Source organism: Adhaeribacter arboris (genome assembly GCF_003023845.1).
In the GTDB taxonomy this organism is placed as follows: Bacteria; Bacteroidota; Bacteroidia; order Cytophagales; family Hymenobacteraceae; genus Adhaeribacter; species Adhaeribacter arboris.
The window spans coordinates 4,087,876-4,108,037 of the sequence record NZ_PYFT01000001.1; the positions used below are offsets into that span (position 1 = coordinate 4,087,876).

General features: G+C 40.7%; 17 protein-coding genes. 7 read left to right on the plus strand and 10 right to left on the minus strand.

From position 1 onward, the window contains the following. Positions 1-34: 34 nt before the first annotated feature. The 4 genes from AHMF7605_RS16845 to carB form a co-directional block, all read right to left on the minus strand. Positions 35-322, minus strand: coding sequence for a DUF4834 family protein (locus AHMF7605_RS16845; RefSeq protein ID WP_106931226.1), 288 nt, complete (start codon positions 320-322; stop codon positions 35-37). Then, positions 319-1,071, minus strand: a complete 753-nt coding sequence (locus AHMF7605_RS16850; RefSeq protein WP_158267539.1) for an FkbM family methyltransferase — start codon at positions 1,069-1,071, stop codon at positions 319-321. Before AHMF7605_RS16850 ends, AHMF7605_RS16845 begins: the two co-directional genes overlap by 4 nt. A gap of 331 nt (positions 1,072-1,402) precedes the next feature. Further along, on the minus strand, positions 1,403-1,552 hold the full coding sequence (locus AHMF7605_RS16855) for a type II toxin-antitoxin system HicA family toxin (RefSeq protein ID WP_106931228.1): 150 nt from the start codon (positions 1,550-1,552) through the stop codon (positions 1,403-1,405). Between the two features lie 221 nt (positions 1,553-1,773). Next, complete coding sequence (gene carB, locus AHMF7605_RS16860; RefSeq protein ID WP_106931229.1) at positions 1,774-4,587, minus strand: carbamoyl-phosphate synthase large subunit; 2,814 nt, start codon at positions 4,585-4,587, stop codon at positions 1,774-1,776. A gap of 46 nt (positions 4,588-4,633) precedes the next feature. On the opposite strand from carB, the gene AHMF7605_RS16865 reads away from it, so the two are divergent. Both AHMF7605_RS16865 and AHMF7605_RS16870 read left to right on the plus strand, forming a co-directional pair. Beyond that, on the plus strand, positions 4,634-4,864 hold the full coding sequence (locus AHMF7605_RS16865; protein WP_106931230.1) for a hypothetical protein: 231 nt from the start codon (positions 4,634-4,636) through the stop codon (positions 4,862-4,864). Positions 4,865-5,014: 150 nt separating this feature from the next. After that, positions 5,015-6,031 (plus strand): SDR family NAD(P)-dependent oxidoreductase, encoded by a 1,017-nt coding sequence (locus tag AHMF7605_RS16870; protein ID WP_106931231.1) that lies wholly within the window; start codon positions 5,015-5,017, stop codon positions 6,029-6,031. A gap of 211 nt (positions 6,032-6,242) precedes the next feature. On the opposite strand, the gene AHMF7605_RS16875 is transcribed toward AHMF7605_RS16870, so the two are convergent. Next, entirely contained in the window at positions 6,243-7,733 is a 1,491-nt protein-coding gene (locus AHMF7605_RS16875; protein WP_106931232.1) for a PQQ-dependent sugar dehydrogenase, read from the minus strand. A gap of 995 nt (positions 7,734-8,728) precedes the next feature. Between AHMF7605_RS16875 and AHMF7605_RS16880 the strand changes: the two genes are divergently transcribed. The 4 genes from AHMF7605_RS16880 to AHMF7605_RS16895 all read left to right on the plus strand — a co-directional run bounded on the left by AHMF7605_RS16880 (position 8,729) and on the right by AHMF7605_RS16895 (position 11,168). Further along, positions 8,729-8,923, plus strand: coding sequence for a YwbE family protein (locus AHMF7605_RS16880; protein ID WP_106931233.1), 195 nt, complete (start codon positions 8,729-8,731; stop codon positions 8,921-8,923). A 161-nt stretch (positions 8,924-9,084) separates the two neighbouring features. After that, positions 9,085-9,480 (plus strand): DUF983 domain-containing protein, encoded by a 396-nt coding sequence (locus AHMF7605_RS16885; RefSeq protein WP_233219167.1) that lies wholly within the window; start codon positions 9,085-9,087, stop codon positions 9,478-9,480. Positions 9,481-9,823: 343 nt separating this feature from the next. Continuing rightward, positions 9,824-10,267: an Hsp20/alpha crystallin family protein gene (locus AHMF7605_RS16890; protein ID WP_199200254.1), complete on the plus strand. Its 444-nt coding sequence runs from the start codon at positions 9,824-9,826 to the stop codon at positions 10,265-10,267. Positions 10,268-10,871: 604 nt separating this feature from the next. Further along, positions 10,872-11,168 carry a hypothetical protein gene (locus AHMF7605_RS16895; protein ID WP_106931236.1) on the plus strand — a complete coding sequence of 99 codons (297 nt, stop codon included), beginning with the start codon at positions 10,872-10,874 and terminating at the stop codon, positions 11,166-11,168. Positions 11,169-11,326: 158 nt separating this feature from the next. Here the strand turns inward: AHMF7605_RS16895 and AHMF7605_RS16900 are convergent, their stop codons facing one another. From AHMF7605_RS16900 to AHMF7605_RS16920, 5 genes are all read right to left on the minus strand, one after another. After that, the gene (locus tag AHMF7605_RS16900) at positions 11,327-12,661 is read right to left on the minus strand and encodes an MBL fold metallo-hydrolase (RefSeq protein WP_106931237.1); all 1,335 of its coding nucleotides are present in this window, start codon (positions 12,659-12,661) and stop codon (positions 11,327-11,329) included. Positions 12,662-12,698: 37 nt separating this feature from the next. Then, a complete protein-coding gene (locus AHMF7605_RS16905) occupies positions 12,699-12,935 on the minus strand; it encodes a heavy-metal-associated domain-containing protein (RefSeq protein WP_106933510.1) in 237 nt (78 codons plus the stop codon). A gap of 204 nt (positions 12,936-13,139) precedes the next feature. Further along, positions 13,140-14,591, minus strand: a complete 1,452-nt coding sequence (locus tag AHMF7605_RS16910; RefSeq protein ID WP_106931238.1) for a DUF4403 family protein — start codon at positions 14,589-14,591, stop codon at positions 13,140-13,142. Between the two features lie 188 nt (positions 14,592-14,779). Then, complete coding sequence (locus AHMF7605_RS16915; protein WP_106931239.1) at positions 14,780-15,547, minus strand: hypothetical protein; 768 nt, start codon at positions 15,545-15,547, stop codon at positions 14,780-14,782. Between the two features lie 100 nt (positions 15,548-15,647). Next, the gene (locus AHMF7605_RS16920; RefSeq protein ID WP_106931240.1) at positions 15,648-16,373 is read right to left on the minus strand and encodes a DUF3891 family protein; all 726 of its coding nucleotides are present in this window, start codon (positions 16,371-16,373) and stop codon (positions 15,648-15,650) included. Between the two features lie 644 nt (positions 16,374-17,017). Here AHMF7605_RS16920 and AHMF7605_RS16925 point away from each other — a divergent pair. Further along, positions 17,018-20,161, plus strand: a complete 3,144-nt coding sequence (locus tag AHMF7605_RS16925; RefSeq protein ID WP_233219169.1) for a SusC/RagA family TonB-linked outer membrane protein — start codon at positions 17,018-17,020, stop codon at positions 20,159-20,161. Position 20,162: the final 1 nt, after the last annotated feature.

The following is a 20,162-nucleotide window of genomic DNA, read 5'->3' on the forward strand; positions in this document are numbered from 1 at the left end:
ACTCAAATTTTATTTTAAAAAGAAAGGTAAGTAATTATTTTACTTCTTCATAGTCGACGTATTCGCCGCCTTTAAAATCACCGCCGTTGGATTTTGCTTTGTCCCCATCCGGCACGTAATCAATATTAACTTTGCCTTCCTGGGTCCGTTGCTGTTGTTGTTGAAAAGGCTCTTGTTGAAAAGGAGGCTGGCCAAAGGTACCCGTAAACCCGCCTTTGCGCAGGGTACGTTTCACAAATGCTTGCAATACCCATCGGATAATGTACGGCATTAAAAGCCGCAATAGAAAAAATAGTATTAATAAGGTTATGAAAAATTTCATGTTGCTAAAGAATGTTTAAAATAAAAATCGCCTTGATGATGCGCCCGTTGTGGAGCATCGGCACACAGGACTAACGTTTGAGTGGAGGATAAAATATACGGTTGGTAGCCTAAATTCTGCAATAAAGTAATTACGCCTTCGCGGTTTTCCGTACCATTTAACTCCGTTTGGATCAAAGGCCTGAATTTTCGCAAAGTTTCTTGGAGATGGCTGAAAACGGGATATTCAAATCCTTCTACATCGCATTTAACAAAATCAAGCCGGTTTAAGTTGCGGAATAATTCATCGGGCACTTTCATTTGTACCTCGTAGAGGCGGGCGTACTTTTCGTCGGCCGAAGAGGTAACTTTGGTCATGCCGTGGTGCAGCAAACCGTCGCGCTCGGGCGTCCCCATCTGGATGCGGGTATTTTCGCCGCCTAGGGCGTAAGGCAATAATTCTAAGTTTGGCACTCCGCTGGCTTTTACGTTGTCGCGCCAGATTTGCTGGAACATGGGTATCGGCTCCACGGCTAACACTTTACCCTTTGAACCGGCCAATTTTGATAAAAAAGTAGAGTAATAACCCAGGTTCGCGCCAATATCGAGGCAGTAAAAACCGGGTTGAATAATTTTTTTAAGAAAAAACAGTTCCGGATATTTTTTAGCTAGCCACCCAGCGCCTACTAATTGCAGATAGACTTTACTTACCAGCCGGATATAGCCCTCAAAGCCGAGCAGTTTTACTAACAGTTTGCGAATTGCTTTCACGGCGGCAAAGGTATGAAAAAAAATAAACCTTCCGCCTGCGGCACCTTCCCTAAAAACAGGGAAGGACAAGCCGTTGATGCTGCGTAGTTAATGATTTATCTTATGAATACAACGCCGATAAATTTATCCGGTAATAAATATTACTTCGGCTTTAGATTTAGATTATGGAATGGCTAAACCTTCTTCTTTCAATCCTTCCAGATAAAAGTAATAGCTTCGTAAATATTAGTTTCAATCTCAAACTTGGTGTTACCAACAGCGATACATCCTGGCACGTAAGCACTATAACCTGTATCCGTTTTTTCTATAATTATCAAAATTTTCTCATTGTTCAGCTTTTTAAACCTGCTTGTTTTAAAATACTATTTAATGTACCTGCTGCTAAATCATCTGAAAGCCTATGTACTGAAACTATTACTAAACCAGATTTAATTTCGGGCTTATACTGTTTATGCTTCCTTTTTGCCGCACTACATACCAACTATTCATTTTTAATAATTTAATATCTCCGAAAACCTTCCTAAAATATAGTTTAAATCAAGCAATGTCTTATTTCATTAATTATTTTAAAATCTTGTTTTGCACTGATATAAAGTAAAAATTCCAGCCTCATACCCGAAACTGGAATTTTAAAATCTACCTCACACAACTTTACCGGCATCTCCTCCCCTGTTTTAAGGGGAGGTGCCGCAGGTGGAGGGGTTATTTACTCAGATACAAATTCCGCTCTGAGTAGACATTAATAAAGTAATCATCCTGTAAATCATCGATAAAGTAGATGGCTTCGCCGGTAGATTTCATTTCGGGACCGAGTTCTTTGTTTACTTCCGGGAACTTACTGTGCGAGAATATTGGTACCTTAATGGCGTATCCTTTTTTAACCGGGTTAAAAGTAAAGTCTTTCACCTTTTTTTCGCCCAGCATTATTTTGGTAGCGTAGTTCACGTAAGGCTCCTGGTAAGCTTTCGCAATAAACGGTACTGTACGGCTCGCGCGAGGATTCGCTTCAATTACGTATACCGTTTCATTCTTAATGGCAAACTGAATATTGATTAAACCAACTGTTCGTAGGGCCAAGGCGATTTTTTTAGTATGCTCCTCAATCTGACGAATAACGTTTTCGCTTAAATCAAATGGCGGCAACACTGCGTAAGAATCGCCGGAGTGAATGCCTGCGGGTTCAATGTGTTCCATAATCCCGATAATGTACACTTCTTCGCCGTCGCAAATAGCATCCGCTTCGGCTTCAATGGCCCGGTCGAGGAAATGGTCGAGAAGTACCTTGTTGCCCGGATTATCTTTTACAATATCTACTACCTGGGCTTCGAGTTCTTTCTCATTAATGACAATTTTCATGCTTTGTCCACCCAACACGTAACTTGGCCGAACCAGCAGCGGGAATTTTAAATCTTTGCAAACCACCAGGGCTTCATCGGCGCTTTGCACGGACGCAAACGGCGGATACGGAATATTATTTTCTTTTAGTAAAGTAGAGAAAGCGCCGCGGTCTTCGGCTAAATCCAGAGCCTCGAATGAAGTACCTATAATTTTAATGCCGTACCGGTCGAGCTTTTCGGCTAGTTTCAAAGCGGTCTGGCCACCCAACTGCACGATGACACCCTCTGGTTTTTCATGAAGAATAATATCGTAAATATGCTCCCAAAACACCGGCTCAAAGTATAGTTTATCGGAAATGTCAAAATCCGTGGAAACCGTTTCGGGGTTGCAGTTAATCATGATGGTTTCGTAGCCGCACTCTTTAGCCGCTAATACCCCGTGTACGCACGAATAATCAAACTCTATTCCTTGCCCAATACGGTTAGGACCAGAACCTAATACTACTATTTTCTTCCGGTTGCTTACCACACTTTCGTTTTCGCCCTCGAAAGTAGAGTAGTAATAAGGCGTTTTCGCTTCAAATTCGGCGGCGCAGGTATCTACCAGTTTAAATACCCGATTAATGCCCAACTCGGTACGTTTGGCGTGCACTTCGCTTTCCAAACAGTTGAGTAAATAGGCAATCTGCCGATCTGCATAGCCTTGTTGTTTGGCTTTCCGGAAAAGATCCACCGGCAAGGTATCCAGGGTATATTTGCGCAGTAATTTTTCTACGGCATCCAGTTCTTCTATCTGGTGCAAAAACCAAGGGTCTATTTTAGTTATTTTCTGGATAGTGGAAGTAGGAATACCGAACCGCATGGCATCTTTCACGCTAAACAAGCGGTTCCAGCTGGCATTGGTAAGACTATCAATCAGCTGATCGTAATTAGTCATTTCTTTGCCGTCGGCGCCAATTCCGTTTCGCTTAATCTCTAAACTCTGACACGCTTTCTGCAAGGCTTCCTGAAAAGTACGCCCGATGCCCATTACCTCACCCACCGATTTCATCTGCAGGCCCAATCGTTTGTCGGCGCCTTTAAATTTATCGAAATTCCAACGCGGTATTTTTACAATCACGTAATCCAGGGCCGGCTCAAAGAAAGCCGAGGTCGTTTTGGTAATCGCGTTCTTTAATTCGTCGAGGTTGTAGCCAATGGCTAATTTTGCGGCAATTTTGGCAATGGGGTAACCCGTAGCTTTAGAAGCCAGCGCCGAAGAACGGCTCACCCGCGGATTAATTTCAATCGCAATAATATCGTCGTTCTCCGGGTTTACCGCAAACTGCACGTTACAACCACCGGCAAACTGACCAATCCCGTTCATCATTTTAATGGCTAAATCGCGCATCCTCTGATAAACCGTATCAGGTAAAGTCATAGCGGGTGCTACGGTAATGGAATCGCCGGTGTGAATGCCCATGGGATCGAAGTTTTCGATGGAGCAGATAATAATAATGTTCTGGTTGTTATCGCGGAGTAATTCCAGTTCGTATTCTTTCCAGCCCACAATACTTTGCTCGACCAGCACTTCGTGGATAGGCGAAGCGTGCAAGCCGCGGTTCAAAGCTTTATCAAATTCAGTGGGGTCGTTCACAAAGCCCCCACCGGTTCCGCCTAAGGTAAAAGAGGGCCGAATTACCAATGGAAACCCAATTTCCTGGGCAATTTCTTTTCCTTCCAGGAAGGAGGTAGCTGTATTGCCTTTACACACGTTAACGCCCAGATCGAGCATTTTCAGCCGGAATTTTTCCCGGTCTTCGGTGGTTTCAATGGCTTTAATATCCACACCAATTATCCGTACCCCGTACTTTTTCCAGATACCAGCGTTTTCGCAGTCAATCGCCAGATTCAACGCTGTTTGACCGCCCATGGTAGGCAGCACCGCATCAATCTTATGTTTTTGCAGAATCTCAACAATGTACTTTTTCTCCAGGGGTTTCAGGTAAATATTATCGGCGGTAACACTATCCGTCATAATGGTAGCCGGATTAGAATTAATGAGTGTTACTTCGATGCCTTCTTCGCGGAGGGAGCGGGCGGCCTGGGTACCGGAGTAATCAAATTCGGCGGCCTGACCAATGACTATGGGACCGCTACCAATAATCAAAATGGATTTAATGCTGGTATCTCGGGGCATGTTGCTGTAAGTATAAATTGCGCAAAGGTAGACAAAAACTTAAAAGTTGAAAGGCAATTTTTTAACTAATACCCCAGATTCGTTAATAAATAGAAAAGCTTCAGCCATTCGAAGGTTTACCGGAAGATTTTTAGAAAATTTTAAAAATTATGTTTTTGTCTTGGATAATTGCTATCAGAAAGAGGTAGTTGATTCTTTTGAATACCAAAAATGGCTGGTCATAATTGGCTACATAATAAATTATCCTGAAAAGATTAAACCAAAATCAATAGAATAAATTTTTAAGTTCGAAACTTAAAGACTGCACCTTGTTTTAAGAGAATTGTTGAGGCAAAACTCATCTTTCCGTTATTGTTCGCGTAGAAATGTTACCCCGGTAAACATAGGGCTTAATTTTTTATTTATTAACGATACGCCTTCTAAAATTATGACAACAAAAAATAATCCTTGGCTTTGGGCTACGGCCGGTATAGGAGCAATAATAGCCGTTCGGGCCTTGGCGCGGCAGCAAAATAAATACTCTTTTCAGAATAAAGTAGTTGTTATTACCGGTGGCTCAAGAGGTTTAGGTTTGGTGCTGGCCCGCCAGTTGGCTGCTGAAGGCGCTTTATTAGCCATCTGCGCCCGCACCGAAGAGCAACTAAAAAAGGCTGAACAGGAATTAACGGAACGGGGCGGGGAAGTTTTAGCGATTCCCGGCGATGTAACCAACCGGGTGCAGGCAGAGCAATTCATTCAGCGCGTAATAAAATACTACGGGCGCATTGACGTGCTTATAAACAATGCTGGTATTATTCAGGCTGGTCCGCTCGCTGATATGACTCTAGCTGATTTCGAAGAAGCTATTAATACGCATTTTTGGGCCCCGCTTTATACAATGTGGACTACCATCCCGCACATGAAAGAACGCGGTCAAGGGCGCATTATAAATATTGCTTCGGTAGGTGGTAAAGTAAGTATTCCGCACTTGGTACCTTACAGTGCGAGCAAATTTGCCTTAGTAGGATTATCGAATGGTTTCCGGCAAGAGTTAAAAAAAGATGGCATTTTAGTAACCACCGTTAATCCCGGTTTAACCCGCACCGGTAGCAACCGCAATATCAAAGTAAAGGGCCAGTCCGAAAAAGAATATGCCTGGTTTACAACAGTAGGAGCGAGTTTGCTCATTTCCTCGGCGGTAGAAAAAACCGCTCGCAAAATAATTGATGCCTGCCGGTACGGCGAAGCCGAAGTATTAACAAATTTTCCGGCTAAGATTCTGGCATTAGCAAATAATGTACTTCCCGAACTAACCTCAGATATGCTTAGCTTAACCAACAAAATTTTACCGGAAGAAAATGGGAATGAAATTAATTCGCGCGGTTACGAAAACGAATCTGACTTGATTCCGGATTATTTGCAAAATCGAGCTAGCCGGGCGGCTCAAGAAAATAATGAAATATGAGTAAAGAAGGCTGAATAAAACAAGGATGACCTTGGCAACTGTTATTTTAAAACAGTTTGCCAAGGTCATCCTTGTTTTCAATAAAAAATTTAAATTTTTATTCTACTACTATACGCTTTTACTTTCTTGATTTCTTTACGAAAAAATATAAAAATGAAGGTATAATCAGAATAACAGTAAATAAAACAAAATAACGAAGAACAGTAATCAGCTAATTAAAGAGGCTGCTAAACGTTATCATAGAAGTTGGTTCTTTTAGCACAGGTTTCAGGAGGGTGATTTTGCCATCGCCTCCATATTCTGATACATAAATATTGCCAGTGTTCATATCTTCGGTTAAATCGAGCGGCAACATGAAATCTGCGAATCCGGAAATAGCTCTTCCAGGAGTTTCCCGGATAATATTCTTGGTTCGGCTACTTGGAGCTAATACCATTATATCCCGGTTTCCCATTAAACGTACTACCAGAATTTTCCCTTTCATCTGACCTTTAAAGGCATTGCCCTTGTACTCTATTATACCATTTGGCGAATTATGCACCGGAAATTCATGAGCAAATCCGCGCCAGTTAGGATCTGGTTGAATGCCTACCGGGTATTGATTAAATTGAGCCGGATCCATTTTTTCCGTCGGATTTCCTCCATTCATAATGTACTCGCCCCGACTAGGATTTGGATGACCATAATAGCCTCCTTTTTCCACGCGTAACAGATAATCTTTCTGATCTTCCAATACATTGCTAACAGCCGGTACTTTAGGACCTGAATAGAAACTACCATCCGGCCGACGGATACCTGCTACCGACGCGGGGGTATTTCCTCCGGCACCAGATCCGTTTGTAGTTACGTATAATTGTCCGTTGCTGTGCCATAATAAGTCGTATGCATTACGAATTCCGCTGGCATAGATAGTTAAAGGAGCATTCGGCGCAAAAGGGTTGTAATTTCCACCATCGTCTGTTTTTACATTAAGGGGCAGTGTTGCCCCTTGTAATTTCGTTAAATCTAAGCGTAAAATGGCGGCAGAAAGTAAATGTTCCCGGCGATTAGCCCAGGTACTATCGGGGCCACCCATAGCCGTATTGCTGCCCTGACAAAAATAAAGCGCCTTGTCCGGACCAAAAGCAATGCTGTTTGTTAAATGGTCTTTTGCCGATCGGGGTAGGTTGACTAATACATCCTGTACAGTTTCCAGATTAGGGCCGGATAAACGAGTTAATTTACCATCCCAATCAGGGCCATCCATAAACATGAAAGTGCTATGCGTTGCCCAGGCAATTAAATTAGTAGGGGTAGAAGCGGGGTCAAAGGTCAAGCCAATAGTTAAGCGTGGAACCCGTTTCCCACTTACATCTTGTAAAGAATAAATAATTTGCGGATTACTTAAAGTGCCATCTGATTTTATTGTAAATCTCTTGATTCGTCCGTCAATGGTGCTGGCGTATAATTTGCCGTCCGGGCCAACGGTAAGGCTGGTGTGGTGATCGGTGGTATTTTGTAGTTCAATCCTGTTAAATTGAACTTCTTCGGTTACAGCGCTTGCCAGATGCACCTGCGATAAATCCTCCACATCTTCAAGCAGGTGCTTTACGGCTAATTTAATTTCTCTTAATTCTTGCTTTGGTTTAGAACAGGATGTAAGAAATCCCGCTAACATTACAAAAGCATGAAAAAGATAGGACTGGTATAATTTAATTTTCATTAGAATGCAAGCTTCAAAAAGGCAAATTCTTTTATGCCAAATTATATATTGTAATTTATCTATGTAAAATTAGGTGCTTTATTTAAATTTTTTACTGATTTTTATTATTTTCTCTAATTTTATTCCTAAAAATACCAGTATATAACTATTGAAAATTAAATTACAGCTTTCTAATGAGTAACATTTTTATACGTATACTTAGCTCAAAAGATTTTAAAATAGGATATTATAAAGTATTTCTTTAAAAAATATTATATACCTATTGTAAGCAATCAATTTTCAACATTTTAGTAAATTTTAGGGTTCCTTATTTAAAAGATATACGCTTTGTACTTACTTTTTACAACGAATAACAACTTTACCAAAAATCCGGCCGAAATTTTGAAAATATATCCAGTTTTCTATATAAAATTTTGCAATTATTTGGTATAAAGTTACAATTATTTGATAAATAATGAATTATAAATAAAATAAAAGCAAATTAATCTTGTAAAATTTTTAAAATAATTTAATGCCAATAAGATTTGAATTAGATTTTGGCGTACTTTAATCTAATTAATAATTAAACTAATCCAGTTTTGTATACATTCTGCAACAATGATCCTGCCGTTGCAATATCTTTGCTTATATTAAATGAAATGTTAAAACATAGGAGTTATTATTTGTTTCTGGAACTGTGTATCCATGCACGTTAGAGCTTAAAATGCGATTCAGTTCGAACTTACCTAATAACAGTGGGTTTGTTAAGGTATAAATTTACTTTTGTCGCGCCTCGGGATGGTTCTTGCCCTGGAATTATAATCTTAGAAGATACTCTATAGTCAAAGTAAAGTGTTTAACGCTTCATTACTGCCTGTTAAAACTCTGGATAATAACTTGTTAAAATACGGCTTATTCATTTTTAGTTAACGTTCGTTTAACTTTGTGCTGGTTCGAACAGTTAAAAAGGTATTTTAGCATTCTGTTTTTCTTATACCCGCATTCTATAACTAATTATGAACGGAACGAATCGTGATGCTATTTATCCGGGCCTGGCAGTAGCCATTGTTTTAAAAAAAGATCAGCGCACTGGCAAACGTACCCGAGGAATTGTAAAAGATTTGCTTACCAGTTCTGCTTATCACTCGCGAGGAATAAAAGTAAGGCTTGCAGATGGCCAGATTGGACGGGTAGTAGAGATATTGGAATAGTTGTTCTTGAAATTGCACGTATGCTTAAAGGTAAAAAGAGATTGTTTTTTACAATTAAATAGTATCCCTCAAAATACTTTGTCTGTTATTCCCATTGCAACGTAATTGTTTCCGTTTACTTTTTAGTAAAAAATAAGTATACGTTTCTGGAGGTTATTACTATGAAGAATCAGAAGCCATCGTGGTTGTACAGTGTTATTGCGGCAAAATGTCCTCGGTGCCGGGAAGCTAATATGTTTCCGCCCGGCACTTTGTATACTAGTCGGTTTGCCGATATGTACCAACAATGCCCCTGCTGCGGCCAGAACTTTGAACCGGAACCAGGTTTTTATTACGGCGCCATGTACGTGAGCTTTGGTTTTAGTACCGGTATATTTTTAATTGTTTTGTTTGTATTAAGCCAGTTCGTAAAAGAATTAACTCTGGGCATGGTAGTCATTACCATCACCGTTATTGTAGTAGGATTATTACCTATAATGTTTCGCTTATCGCGGGCCGTATGGATTAATATTTTTGTCCGTTACGAGGGGCCATGTAACCAGATCGCTAAGAAGTAAGCTTTGTTAAATGCGTTAATGGCTGCTACCTGCCTGTTTTTTTATCCGAGGTGGTATTCTCTTTTAAGATATCCATACTAATAGCTTGTTTAATTTTTAGACTTACCTGGTTATTTCCTGGTTATTTCCCGGCTAAGTTGGAAATACTGCCAAACCGACTGTGATTTATTCTTTTAACGGGTAACTTCTCTGAAATTTTTTCAGAATTTTCGCTGAAAATCAGTTCTAAAATCTGTCAACTTTACAGAAAGTTAGTTTGGCAAGTGCCTTGTTAGTAGCCTATTGTATTCTAAAATTAATTTAAATCATAAAATTAAAGGAGGAATTAAAAATGGGAACTTTAATGAAAAACGATCAAAGCTTATTTCCAACCATCCCTTCCTTTTTTGATGATATGCTAACAAGGGATTGGTTCAACTGGCCTTTAAGCCAACGTACTAACAACTGGTCTGTGCCAGCGGTAAATGTTAAAGAAACCAATGATGCTTTTGAACTGGAAGTAGCTGCCCCCGGCATGGACAAGCAAGATTTTAAAGTAGAGTTAGATAATAACTTGCTGGTAGTTTCGGCCCAAAAAGAAAATAAATACGAAGAACAAGCCGGAAACGGTCACTTTGCTCGTCGCGAATTTAACTATCAATCTTTCACCCGCACCTTTAGTTTACCGGAAAGACTAGTGAAGGGAGATGAGATTTCTGCCAAATATCAAGATGGCATTTTATATATTTCTGTTCCTAAAACAGAAGAAGCCAAGGTGAAACCGGCGAAACAAATTGAAATTCACTAATTACAAAAGGCGGGCTCCCCGCCTTTTTTTGTTTTATATAAAGTCTAGGTTTTAAGAGGTAAACACCATTAAAGGAGGTATAGCTCTGAAACCAACCTTGTTGAACAATCCCACAGCACTGCCCTGAATTTTCCATCCATTGACTCATGTAATTGACCGGCTTTTAGAAGCTAAGTTGGAAAGTAGCCCGCTTTTACCAGATACTAATTTCCGGCAAACTCCAGCAGTTATATTCTGGAAGTGGTGGTTCCGGGTATGAGTAAAAAGTAATTAAAACTAAAAGTAGATAATCAAGTACTTGCTATCCAGGGAAAGAAAACACACAAAGTAAAAAGGAATGGGTTATTAAAAAGTCTACCTTCCAGAGTACTCACTTAACTAGGTAAATAATTCCAATAATAAGGCTTTTGTCTTTGATTTAACTTAAAAATAGACTTAAACCAATGCGATTGCACACTCTCTTCTTTAAAAAAAGCCAGATTTATAAAAAAATAGCTTAAATATTAGAAGTAAATTTTTATTTAAGCGATATTTATCCGGCTACTTTATACGAGAAGATCGTACCTAGAAAATTTTATTTCTTCTGACTTAAACTATTCCGTTTATGAGTTTCCATACTTTAGTAAATCCCGTTCTGGACAAAGTACATCAGCTCACTTATTCCGAAGATAGTATCTATGATTTCTTTAGTTTAGCCAATAAAGCTTATTTGCTGATTTACACCCAGGGAGCGGATGGAAAGAAAGAGTATCTTGATAGACTAAAACGAGTAATAGAAACTCAAATTCGGCCTTTGCTGGAAGAAGAATTAACGCGGGAAGAAAAGAAGAATTTATTTAACACAGCCAAAACCAGCTTCGAAGCACAACTGGAAGCTTATCTTAAACAAATCCAACCATAATTAAAAAAACTTTAACAAATAGTTACAGGCGTTCTATAAGAACGTTACCAGAACTCCCGTGTTACCTAGCACGGAGTTGATTATGTAATTTATACCAGTATAAAAGTTAAATAAACCGCTTATACTTTCCTAACAACGAAATATTTTTAATTTCCTCTTTAACTAAACTCTTTAACGGCTTCGCTTAAATCATAAACTGGTTGATTTTTAATATTGCGGCTAATAATGGAAGCTCCGGCCGCCGAACGGTAACCGCCCGCGCAATGCACCATAATGGGTTTATCAACTGGAATTTCGTGAATACGCTCGCGTAGTTCCGGTAAAGGAATAGGTATTGCCGTTGGGAAAAGTTTGCCTTCTTTTACTTCGTTGTTATTACGAATATCAATAATAGTAAATGCCGCCAAGTCGGATTTAAAAGCGGCGGTATCCGCCATATCCGATTTTTCGGTTTGGTTTTCCGGATTTACAATGGCTCCTTTAATGTTGCGTTCATAACCAATTTTAGCAGTTTTAGCAATAACTGTTTCCAGAGTCAGAACAGAATCCGCGATTAAATAAAACTTTTCCTGCGGACCAACCACTGAACCTAGCCAAGTTTCAAATTTTGCTCCCTCCTGCAAGTTAATGGCACTGGGTAAATGGCCTTGCTTAAACAATTTTCCAGGACGGGTATCAATAATCAAGGTATTTTTATCTAATAAATAATGAGGCGGCAGATGAGGAACATGATTAATGCTTGGCTTATACGCAGGAGCGCCGTGTTTATTTAATTCAACGGCATAAGCAAAGTATTTAGGTACGAATGGCTGATCGGCGAGCAGGTACTTGGCAAATTCTGCTTCACTCATTTCCTGTAGCGCCGGATTGCCTTTTTTTTCGGCGCCAATAGAACTGCGTTTGGCCTCGCTCATACCCTTGCCGCACAACGAACCCGCTCCGTGGGCAGGATACACAATTACTTCGTCGGGCAAAGGCATAATTTTCTCGCGGATGGAGTGGTACATTTGGTGGGCCAGATCTTCGCGCTTGCTGGTAATACTGCCCACGTTTTCCCGTAAATCCGGGCGGCCCACATCGCCGATAAACAAAGTATCGCCGGAGAACAACGCTATGGCCTGACCAAATTCATCTTTTACCAGGATGGAAATACTATCCGGAGAGTGCCCCGGGGTATTAATCGCATGCAGGGTTACTTCGCCCACCTGAATGCTATCGCCCTCATCAAAGGCCTGGTGTTCATAAGTGGCACCCGTAAGTTTGCTGGTATAAATAGTAGCTTCTTTGGTATGCGCTATTTCTTGGTGGCTGCTCACAAAGTCGGCGTGCGGGTGGGTTTCTATTACGGCTACCAAACAGGCGTCGTGCAAGTTAGCATATTCGTAATAAGGCTGCGGATTACGGGCAGGGTCAATTACTGCCATTTGCCCTTCACTACTTATTATATAAGAGAAATGGGCCAGACCTTTATCTTCAAACTGCTCAATTTTCATAACTTAACCACTTTAAATTACAGCGGCAAGATACGATTTAAGAAAATAATTTACCGAATAAGCTTTTCTGTTCTTCTATTTTAAAACCAGCTTGCTTTACTTTTTCTACTACTTCTGCCGCTGAAACAGCCTCGCCTTGTACCGTTAAAATTTTTTCGGGATTTGTGGTATCTACGTTCCAGTTGGTATCATCCGGTAAAGCATCTAAATAGGGTTTAGCGGTAGCCACGCAATTACTGCAGTTAATATTAGTTTTAAATTTTAAAGTTTTCATAAAGTATTCCATTCTAAATTTTTGTTCCATTCTAAATTTTATATAACAAAGATACGCGGCTCTTTGCTCCTGGCTGTTATATAGTTTTAACGGAGATGTATAAAATTTAGCTGCCACAAATTGGGGAAACAAAGAGGTAAAACTTAAATTTATGATTCAAAATAAGAATCCGCGGAATCCGTGTAATCTGCGGTAATCCGCGGTTTAGAGTTTTACAATTTGCACCGTTAAATTTCCCTGAGCATTTACTACGGCTTTTATGGAAGTTGGCGTAAGATAAATATTATCCGGCGTAAAGGAGCGAATATTACCTTTCAATAAAATAGCATCATTTACGTGCGCCGATTGGTCGAGGGAATGTTGCAGCAAAGTGCGGGCTTGCTCCAACTGGGTTTTAACCGGAAAGGTAATTTGTTCTTGAATGTTGCGAATAAATTTGCCTTTCGCTAGCCAACTAGCAGTTTTTAATAACTGATCTTTTGTTTTCAGATCATAGTCTACCTCGCGGATGCGAATGCTGGTGGTAGCGGCATCATAATAAGGTATCGCTTTCAAAAATACCTTTCCCACAATTTTTTTAGTGAATAAACCTGTTTTAGCTTTTCCATTTACGTCCAGCATTACCACTAATTTATCGCCGCTGCCGCTAATTTCGGCGTTATTGATGGTAATCTGCTGTTTGCCGTTCTCAAAGTTATACGTTTTACCAGCAACTTGCTCTTGTAATAATTTGGTCGCGTGAAGGTAGGGTACTTCGCCAATCAAACCTATTTGTACGTTATCGATTAAGCGGTTATCTGTAATAAGTTTAGGTAAATTAGGATTTACCTTTACCTGCGGTTTACCATTGGTTACCGTTTCGATAAAGGAGTTAAAGCCAATACGCAGGTTCAATTCGCCGTTGGTGGCTTGTAGCGGAGAAATACGAATATCCTGCGGGGTAACGGTTAGCCAGGCATTGTAGGTTTTATCCAGTTGTATAGGCTGCTGTAATTTTAACCAGGCTTCCTGCACGTATTGCCGGATGTTGAGTCGTTTTTGGATTTCCTGGTCCAGCATATTGGATAAACGCGCCATTTGGTTTTGCATAGCCGGTTCTACAAAACGGGCCAAACCAATTTTAAGCGGACCAACGGTTAAAGTAGGTTTAGTAGCGCCCCAGTCAAAATCGCCGGTAGTTACCGTTTTAACTTTATAATCTTCGGTAAAGGAGAGTAAGCTTTCCGTTTTTACCACTACGTCAAATTCCGTGCTTTCGCTTTTATCAATTACCGGACAAATTTTACAGGGTTCCCATTTCCAGCGCCCTTTCGCGAAAATATGCAAGGGCACTGTAAAGTAAATTTTATTCTGTTCGGCGCGGATGCCTAATTTACCAATTTTACTTACCGTTACGGCCAGGTTATCGCCTTCCAAATTATCATCTTTGTACAAAATGCCGTTTAATTCTTGGTTAAGCTTGGTTTCGAGAGTAGCTGCCTGAAAAGAGATTGGAACGGTAATCGTGGAAAGTTTACGCTCAAATGCCGGCGCGGCGGCTACGGACTGAGTTGGGGCCGTAGCTTGTAAAGTTGTCGTTTTCTGACAACTGGTAATAAGTAAAGTACTGGTTAAAAGTACAGATAAAAAGGTAAAACAATTTAGGATAAAACGCATAGTTTTAATTATTAGAAAATGCCGCAAAGGTAAAAACAGATAGTAAATGATTGCCGCCTAATTGAACAGGAAACGAATGGGGCAACCGAATAGTTTAGTGCTTTCCGGTAAGGTATCTATTTAAAATAACAAAGCCGGCAGTTTTAAGGCTGACCGGCGGTACAATTAAACTGTTATTTTTTATTGTGTTAGAACACAAAACCAGCCCGAATGCCCGAGTTAGCGTAAGCTCCCGAGTTCCAGGAAGAATAGCCCTTAAAGGTTACATTGGTAGCTGGCTCCTTTTGCACCACTTTTACATCCTGATACTTGCTATAACTCACAGAATAGCCAAACTCCAGGCCGAGGTAAAAGCGGCTTAATACATAATAATCTAAACCGGCTAAGCCACGTAGTCCAACTGTATTAAAATTCCTGGCATATAAATAACCTTCTTCAAAATTACTGGAAGCGGGATAGTTATACCAGCCTTTTTGTACTTCAATTTCGCCGGAGGTATTAATATCTGTTATGTTCTCGTGGTATCTGCCGGCTGTAAATGCGAGCTCTGTACCGATGTAAGGTGATAATTTTGAAGTACCTTTAAAATGCTTCTCCAAACCTGGATTAATAGAGAAAGTATTGCCAGAACGGGAAGTTTTATAATTATTTGAATAAGCGTAATTATTTGAATTATGCTCGTAGTTAAAGCTAAGCCGCAAGGCTTTATTATCTTGGTAGAAGTAACGTCCCCGGATTTGTGAAAGTATATTGCCTAATGTGAAAACATTGTTTTGGTAGCCATACGATCCATTATAATTATTAAAATAATTTGTGGTAAATAATCCAAGCGTTAACTCCGTGGTAAAATTACCGGCTCGGGGTTTACGGGTTTGGGTGGAATCGGATTTTCCCTGTGCGTGGACAAAAGAAGAGATGGTTGCTGCTAAGGTTAGCAGCACAAGAGCTTTTTTCATGAAGTTTTAACAGGTTAAGATGAATAAATCGGTTAAAGCAAAAAAGAAAGGCAATTTCTGGTTTAGCCACAAAAATAAAGCCATACAGTTGTTTTTTGGTTTATTTCACTAACTCCCAGTATTTGGTCCGGATAGGTGCCTGCCGGAGTGCCGTATCTAATTCTGCTTCCGACGCAAATTGCAATTGCGTTAAATAAGAGGCTTCTACGGTTACGGTGAACTGATTTAATTCAAACGGCCAGGGTATTACTTGAATGCGGCCCTCTTTTTGTTGCCGCACATCATAACGGATGCCATCGGGACCCGCACTAATTTCCAGGGCACGTTCCGCTTCGGGTAATTCCTGCCGACACAAAATCAACGACAACCGATCGCACCATTGCATTAAATCATAGGCCTTTTGAGCTTCTTTTTTTGTTACTTTTAAAGCTTTGCGCCAAAGGGCTTGGTTCTGCAATTGCTCATCTAAAAAAGCATCGGTGGTTTTATGCTGGCCGCGGAGTTCTTCGTAGAGAAACGCAAGGTGCATGGAAGTGAGCAAGGAGCGCCATTGCCCCTGGTACCGGGCTTCCTCCATTACCTGCTGGGCTTGTTCCAGCGAAAAAGGTAACATCGTAAAGTTGGCAGGCGCTCCGGCAGCCGTTAAACCTACTTTGCCCGCCCAGGAACGTTGGCCATCATCGTGCTGAGCAATGGCCGCCAAGGTATCTACCCACCGGACGGGTCGGTCGGTGGTACGCCAGGCAAAAGCAATTTGCGCCGCCAATAAAGCATGTGCTTGTTGGTAAATGATCTCCCAACCTTCTTTTACCAGATTTACAATCATAACAACATAATAGAATAATGTGCTATTTAATCGTAATCTAAGCCGGAAGGTTATTACTATTAGGTATAAATCTTATTAAATTCCTAAATTTTATGGTGAGTAGATTTTAATATATTTGGCAATAGTAGTACTTCTCTAAACCATAAATTTATATAAATGTCATAAATACATCTATAAATAATAGAATTTAGTTATTGGCTAAATTTTCAAAGAAATATTCCAGAAAATTGCGGCAGGTGAAACGGTACGCACTTGTTAAATATGGTATAGGCTTTTATAAGTCAAGCGCTTATAATTATGCTTAATTATTTGTTAAATTGTTTATTGCAACATGCAAGAGGCCTAGTGTAAAATAAGCAGCTGAATAGTTCTATATATCCGAAACCTGGAGAATTAAATCTAATTTAATCGTTGAAAAAGATATAAGTATTTTTGACACTTATTGAATGTATTAGAATAATTTAACGAAGTTGTTTAAATTATACTATTTTTTGTTCTACTTATTGTTTCTCTTCTAAAATTGCCTTAGGTTTATTCATTCTATCTCTGCCAGTTAGAGGTAAGTAAACTATTGCTTAGAGTACCAATTTTTACTCGCTTTCACTTAAATCAATTATATTATGCAAAAACAATTACTAAGAAAAATGAAGTATTTTATACTACTTCATCTTTTGTTATTTTCAATTACTGAGTCCTTCGCCCAGGTATCGGTAAAAGGCAAAATAACCGGTGAAACCGGGGAAGGATTGCCCGGCGTAACCGTATTGCTAAAAGGAACCACTACGGGTGCTACAACCGACCCGGATGGTAATTATACGCTAGCTTTACCTAATGGCAATGGCACATTAGTTATCTCGTTTATTGGGTACCAAACCCAAGAGTTGGCAGTAAATAATCGTACTACAATTAACGTATCATTGGCTCCCGACACTAAGGCTTTACAAGAAGTAGTAGTGGTAGGTTATGGTACGCAGAAAAAAGAAACCGTAACGGGTTCGGTTGCTACCGTTAAAGGAGCGGAATTACAAAAATCTCCGGCCATAAACCTTTCTAACTCTATTGCCGGCCGTATGCCCGGTGTAATTGCTACTAACGGTAGTGGTGAGCCCGGATACGATGGTTCCGCTATCCGGATTCGGGGTTCTAATACCTTAGGTAATAACGATGCCTTAATTGTAATTGATGGTGTTCCAGCCCGGGCGGGTGGTTTTGAACGCCTAAACCCCGCTGATATCGAAAATATTTCGGTATTGAAAGATGCTTCCGCGGCTATTTATGGTTCTCGGGCGGCTAATGGCGTTATTCTGATTACCACTAAACGCGGTAAATCCGGTAAACCAGAACTTTCTTATTCTTATAACCAAGGCTGGGCCCAACCTACTATTGTGCCTAAAATGGCTACTGCCACGCAGTATGCCGAAATGGTAAACGAAATCGATATCTATAATTTACCTTCTCAATACTGGTCTGCCGCTGCTGAGGCTTTTAGAACTACCGGTAGTTTTACCCGGCCAGATAATGGCGCCGTAACAAATGCTACTTTTAAGCCCGATGATATGCAAAAGTTTCGGGATGGCTCCGATCCTTGGGGGCACCCCAATACCGATTGGTTTGATGCTGCTTTAAAAACCTGGTCGCCCCAATCGCGGCATAATTTACAGTTAAACGGTGGGTCCGAAAATATCCGCTACTTAGCTTCACTGGGTTATCAAAATCAGGATGCTTATTACAAAAAGGCTGCTACTGGTTACAAACAATACGATATGCGGCTGAACGTAGACGCTACCGTTAACAAATACATTACTACTTCCTTGGGGGTAGTGGGCCGTCAGGAAAATCGTTTCTTCCCGACCAAACCTGCCGGGGCTATTTTCCGGATGCTGATGCGCGGTTACCCGTATCGGCCGGCTTACTGGCCAAACGGCTTACCTGGCCCGGATATTGAAAACGGGGAACAACCGGTGGTAATTACTACTAATAATACCGGTTACGATCGCGATACCCGTTATTACTTACAGTCAAACGGTAAAATTGAAGTTACGGTACCTTGGGTAAAAGGCTTAAAATTTACTGGTAGCGCTGCCGTAGATAAATATGTTCGCCAAACAAAAACTTTCCAGACTCCTTGGTTCGTGTATAGCTGGGATAATAAAAGCTACGAAGCAGATGGTACCACGCCAAAATTGCAAAAAGTTAAACGCGGACCAGCACAAGCTACTCTTGGACAGGGAAGTGAAGACCAGTTAAATACCTTGCTTACCGGCTTAATATCTTACGACCGTACTATTGGTCCGCATGGTATTACCGTACTGGCCGGGGTAAACAAAGAAACTTCTAATTCTAACTATTTCGGGGCTAACCGGAAATATTTTAACTCTAACGCTATCGACCAATTGTTTGCCGGGGGTAACGCCGAAAAAGATAATTCTGGTAGTGCCTGGGAACGCGCCCGGGGTAGCTACTTTGGCCGGTTAGCCTATAATTATAAAGAAAAATACCTCGCTGAATTCCTCTGGCGGTACGATGGTTCTTATATGTTCCCGGAAAACAGCCGTTGGGGCTTTTTCCCCGGCGCTTTGGTGGGATATCGTATTTCTGAAGAAGCTTTCTTCAAGAAAGCCCTGCCTTTTGTTAATGACTTAAAAATCCGCGGTTCTTGGGGTCAGTTAGGTAACGACCAGGTATATTTTAACAATGTTCTACGGGAGTACGATTACTTGCCTACTTACGGCTTGGGTTCTTATCCAATTGGCGGCCAAGTCGCGCAAACATTATTCGAAAACGGAGTGCCTAATACTCAATTAACCTGGGAAGTAGCCGATAATAAAGATATTGGTTTAGAAGGCCAAGTGCTGGATGGTAAAATCTTCTTCGAATTTGATGTTTTTCGCAACAATCGTTCAAATATCCTGTGGCGGAGAGCGGCCTCTATTCCGGCCTCAACCGGTATGGTGTTGCCCGCTGAAAACATTGGTAAGGTTAGAAACCAAGGTTACGAATTCCGGATTGGCCACAATAATACCTTCGGGGATTTTAACCTGAACGTAAGCGTAAACGGAGGCTATGCTAAGAACGAAATCGAATTCTGGGATGAAACTCCCGGCGCTCCCGAATGGCAGAAGTCTACTGGCCGTACGATGAATACCGGCTTATTCTACATCTACGATGGTATCTTTACTACGCAAGCCGATATTGACGCGAATAAATTGGATTACAGCGGTGTAGGTGCGAGTACTTTACGTCCCGGCGATATGAAATATAAAGACGTGAACGGCGATGGTAAATTAAACGGCGACGATAGAGTAAGAAGAGACAAAAACAACCAGCCTACTTTCCAGGGAGGTTTGAACATTGGCGCTCGCTACAAAGGATTTGACCTGACTATCCTGTTCCAGGGGGCTACCGGCGGCGAAATCTTCCTGCAAACCGAATCGGGTACTATTGGTAACTTCCTGGCTTATAGCTACGAGAACCGCTGGACGCTGGATAATCCGAGTACCGAGCATCCTCGTACCGTGGACAGAAGCAACCAGTATTTTTCTAATGGTAATACCTACTGGCTCAGAAGCACCGATTATGTTCGTCTGAAAAACTTCGAGATTGGCTATAATTTACCTACTAACATAGGTCAGCGTTTCGGAATTAATAACTTACGGGTGTATGTAAACGGTTTGAACCTGATTACTTGGGACAAAACCGATGTATTCGATCCGGAATCAACTGGTGGTAACGCCCAATATTATCCACAGGCTAGAATCTTGAATACGGGTGTTTCTGTAACATTTTAAT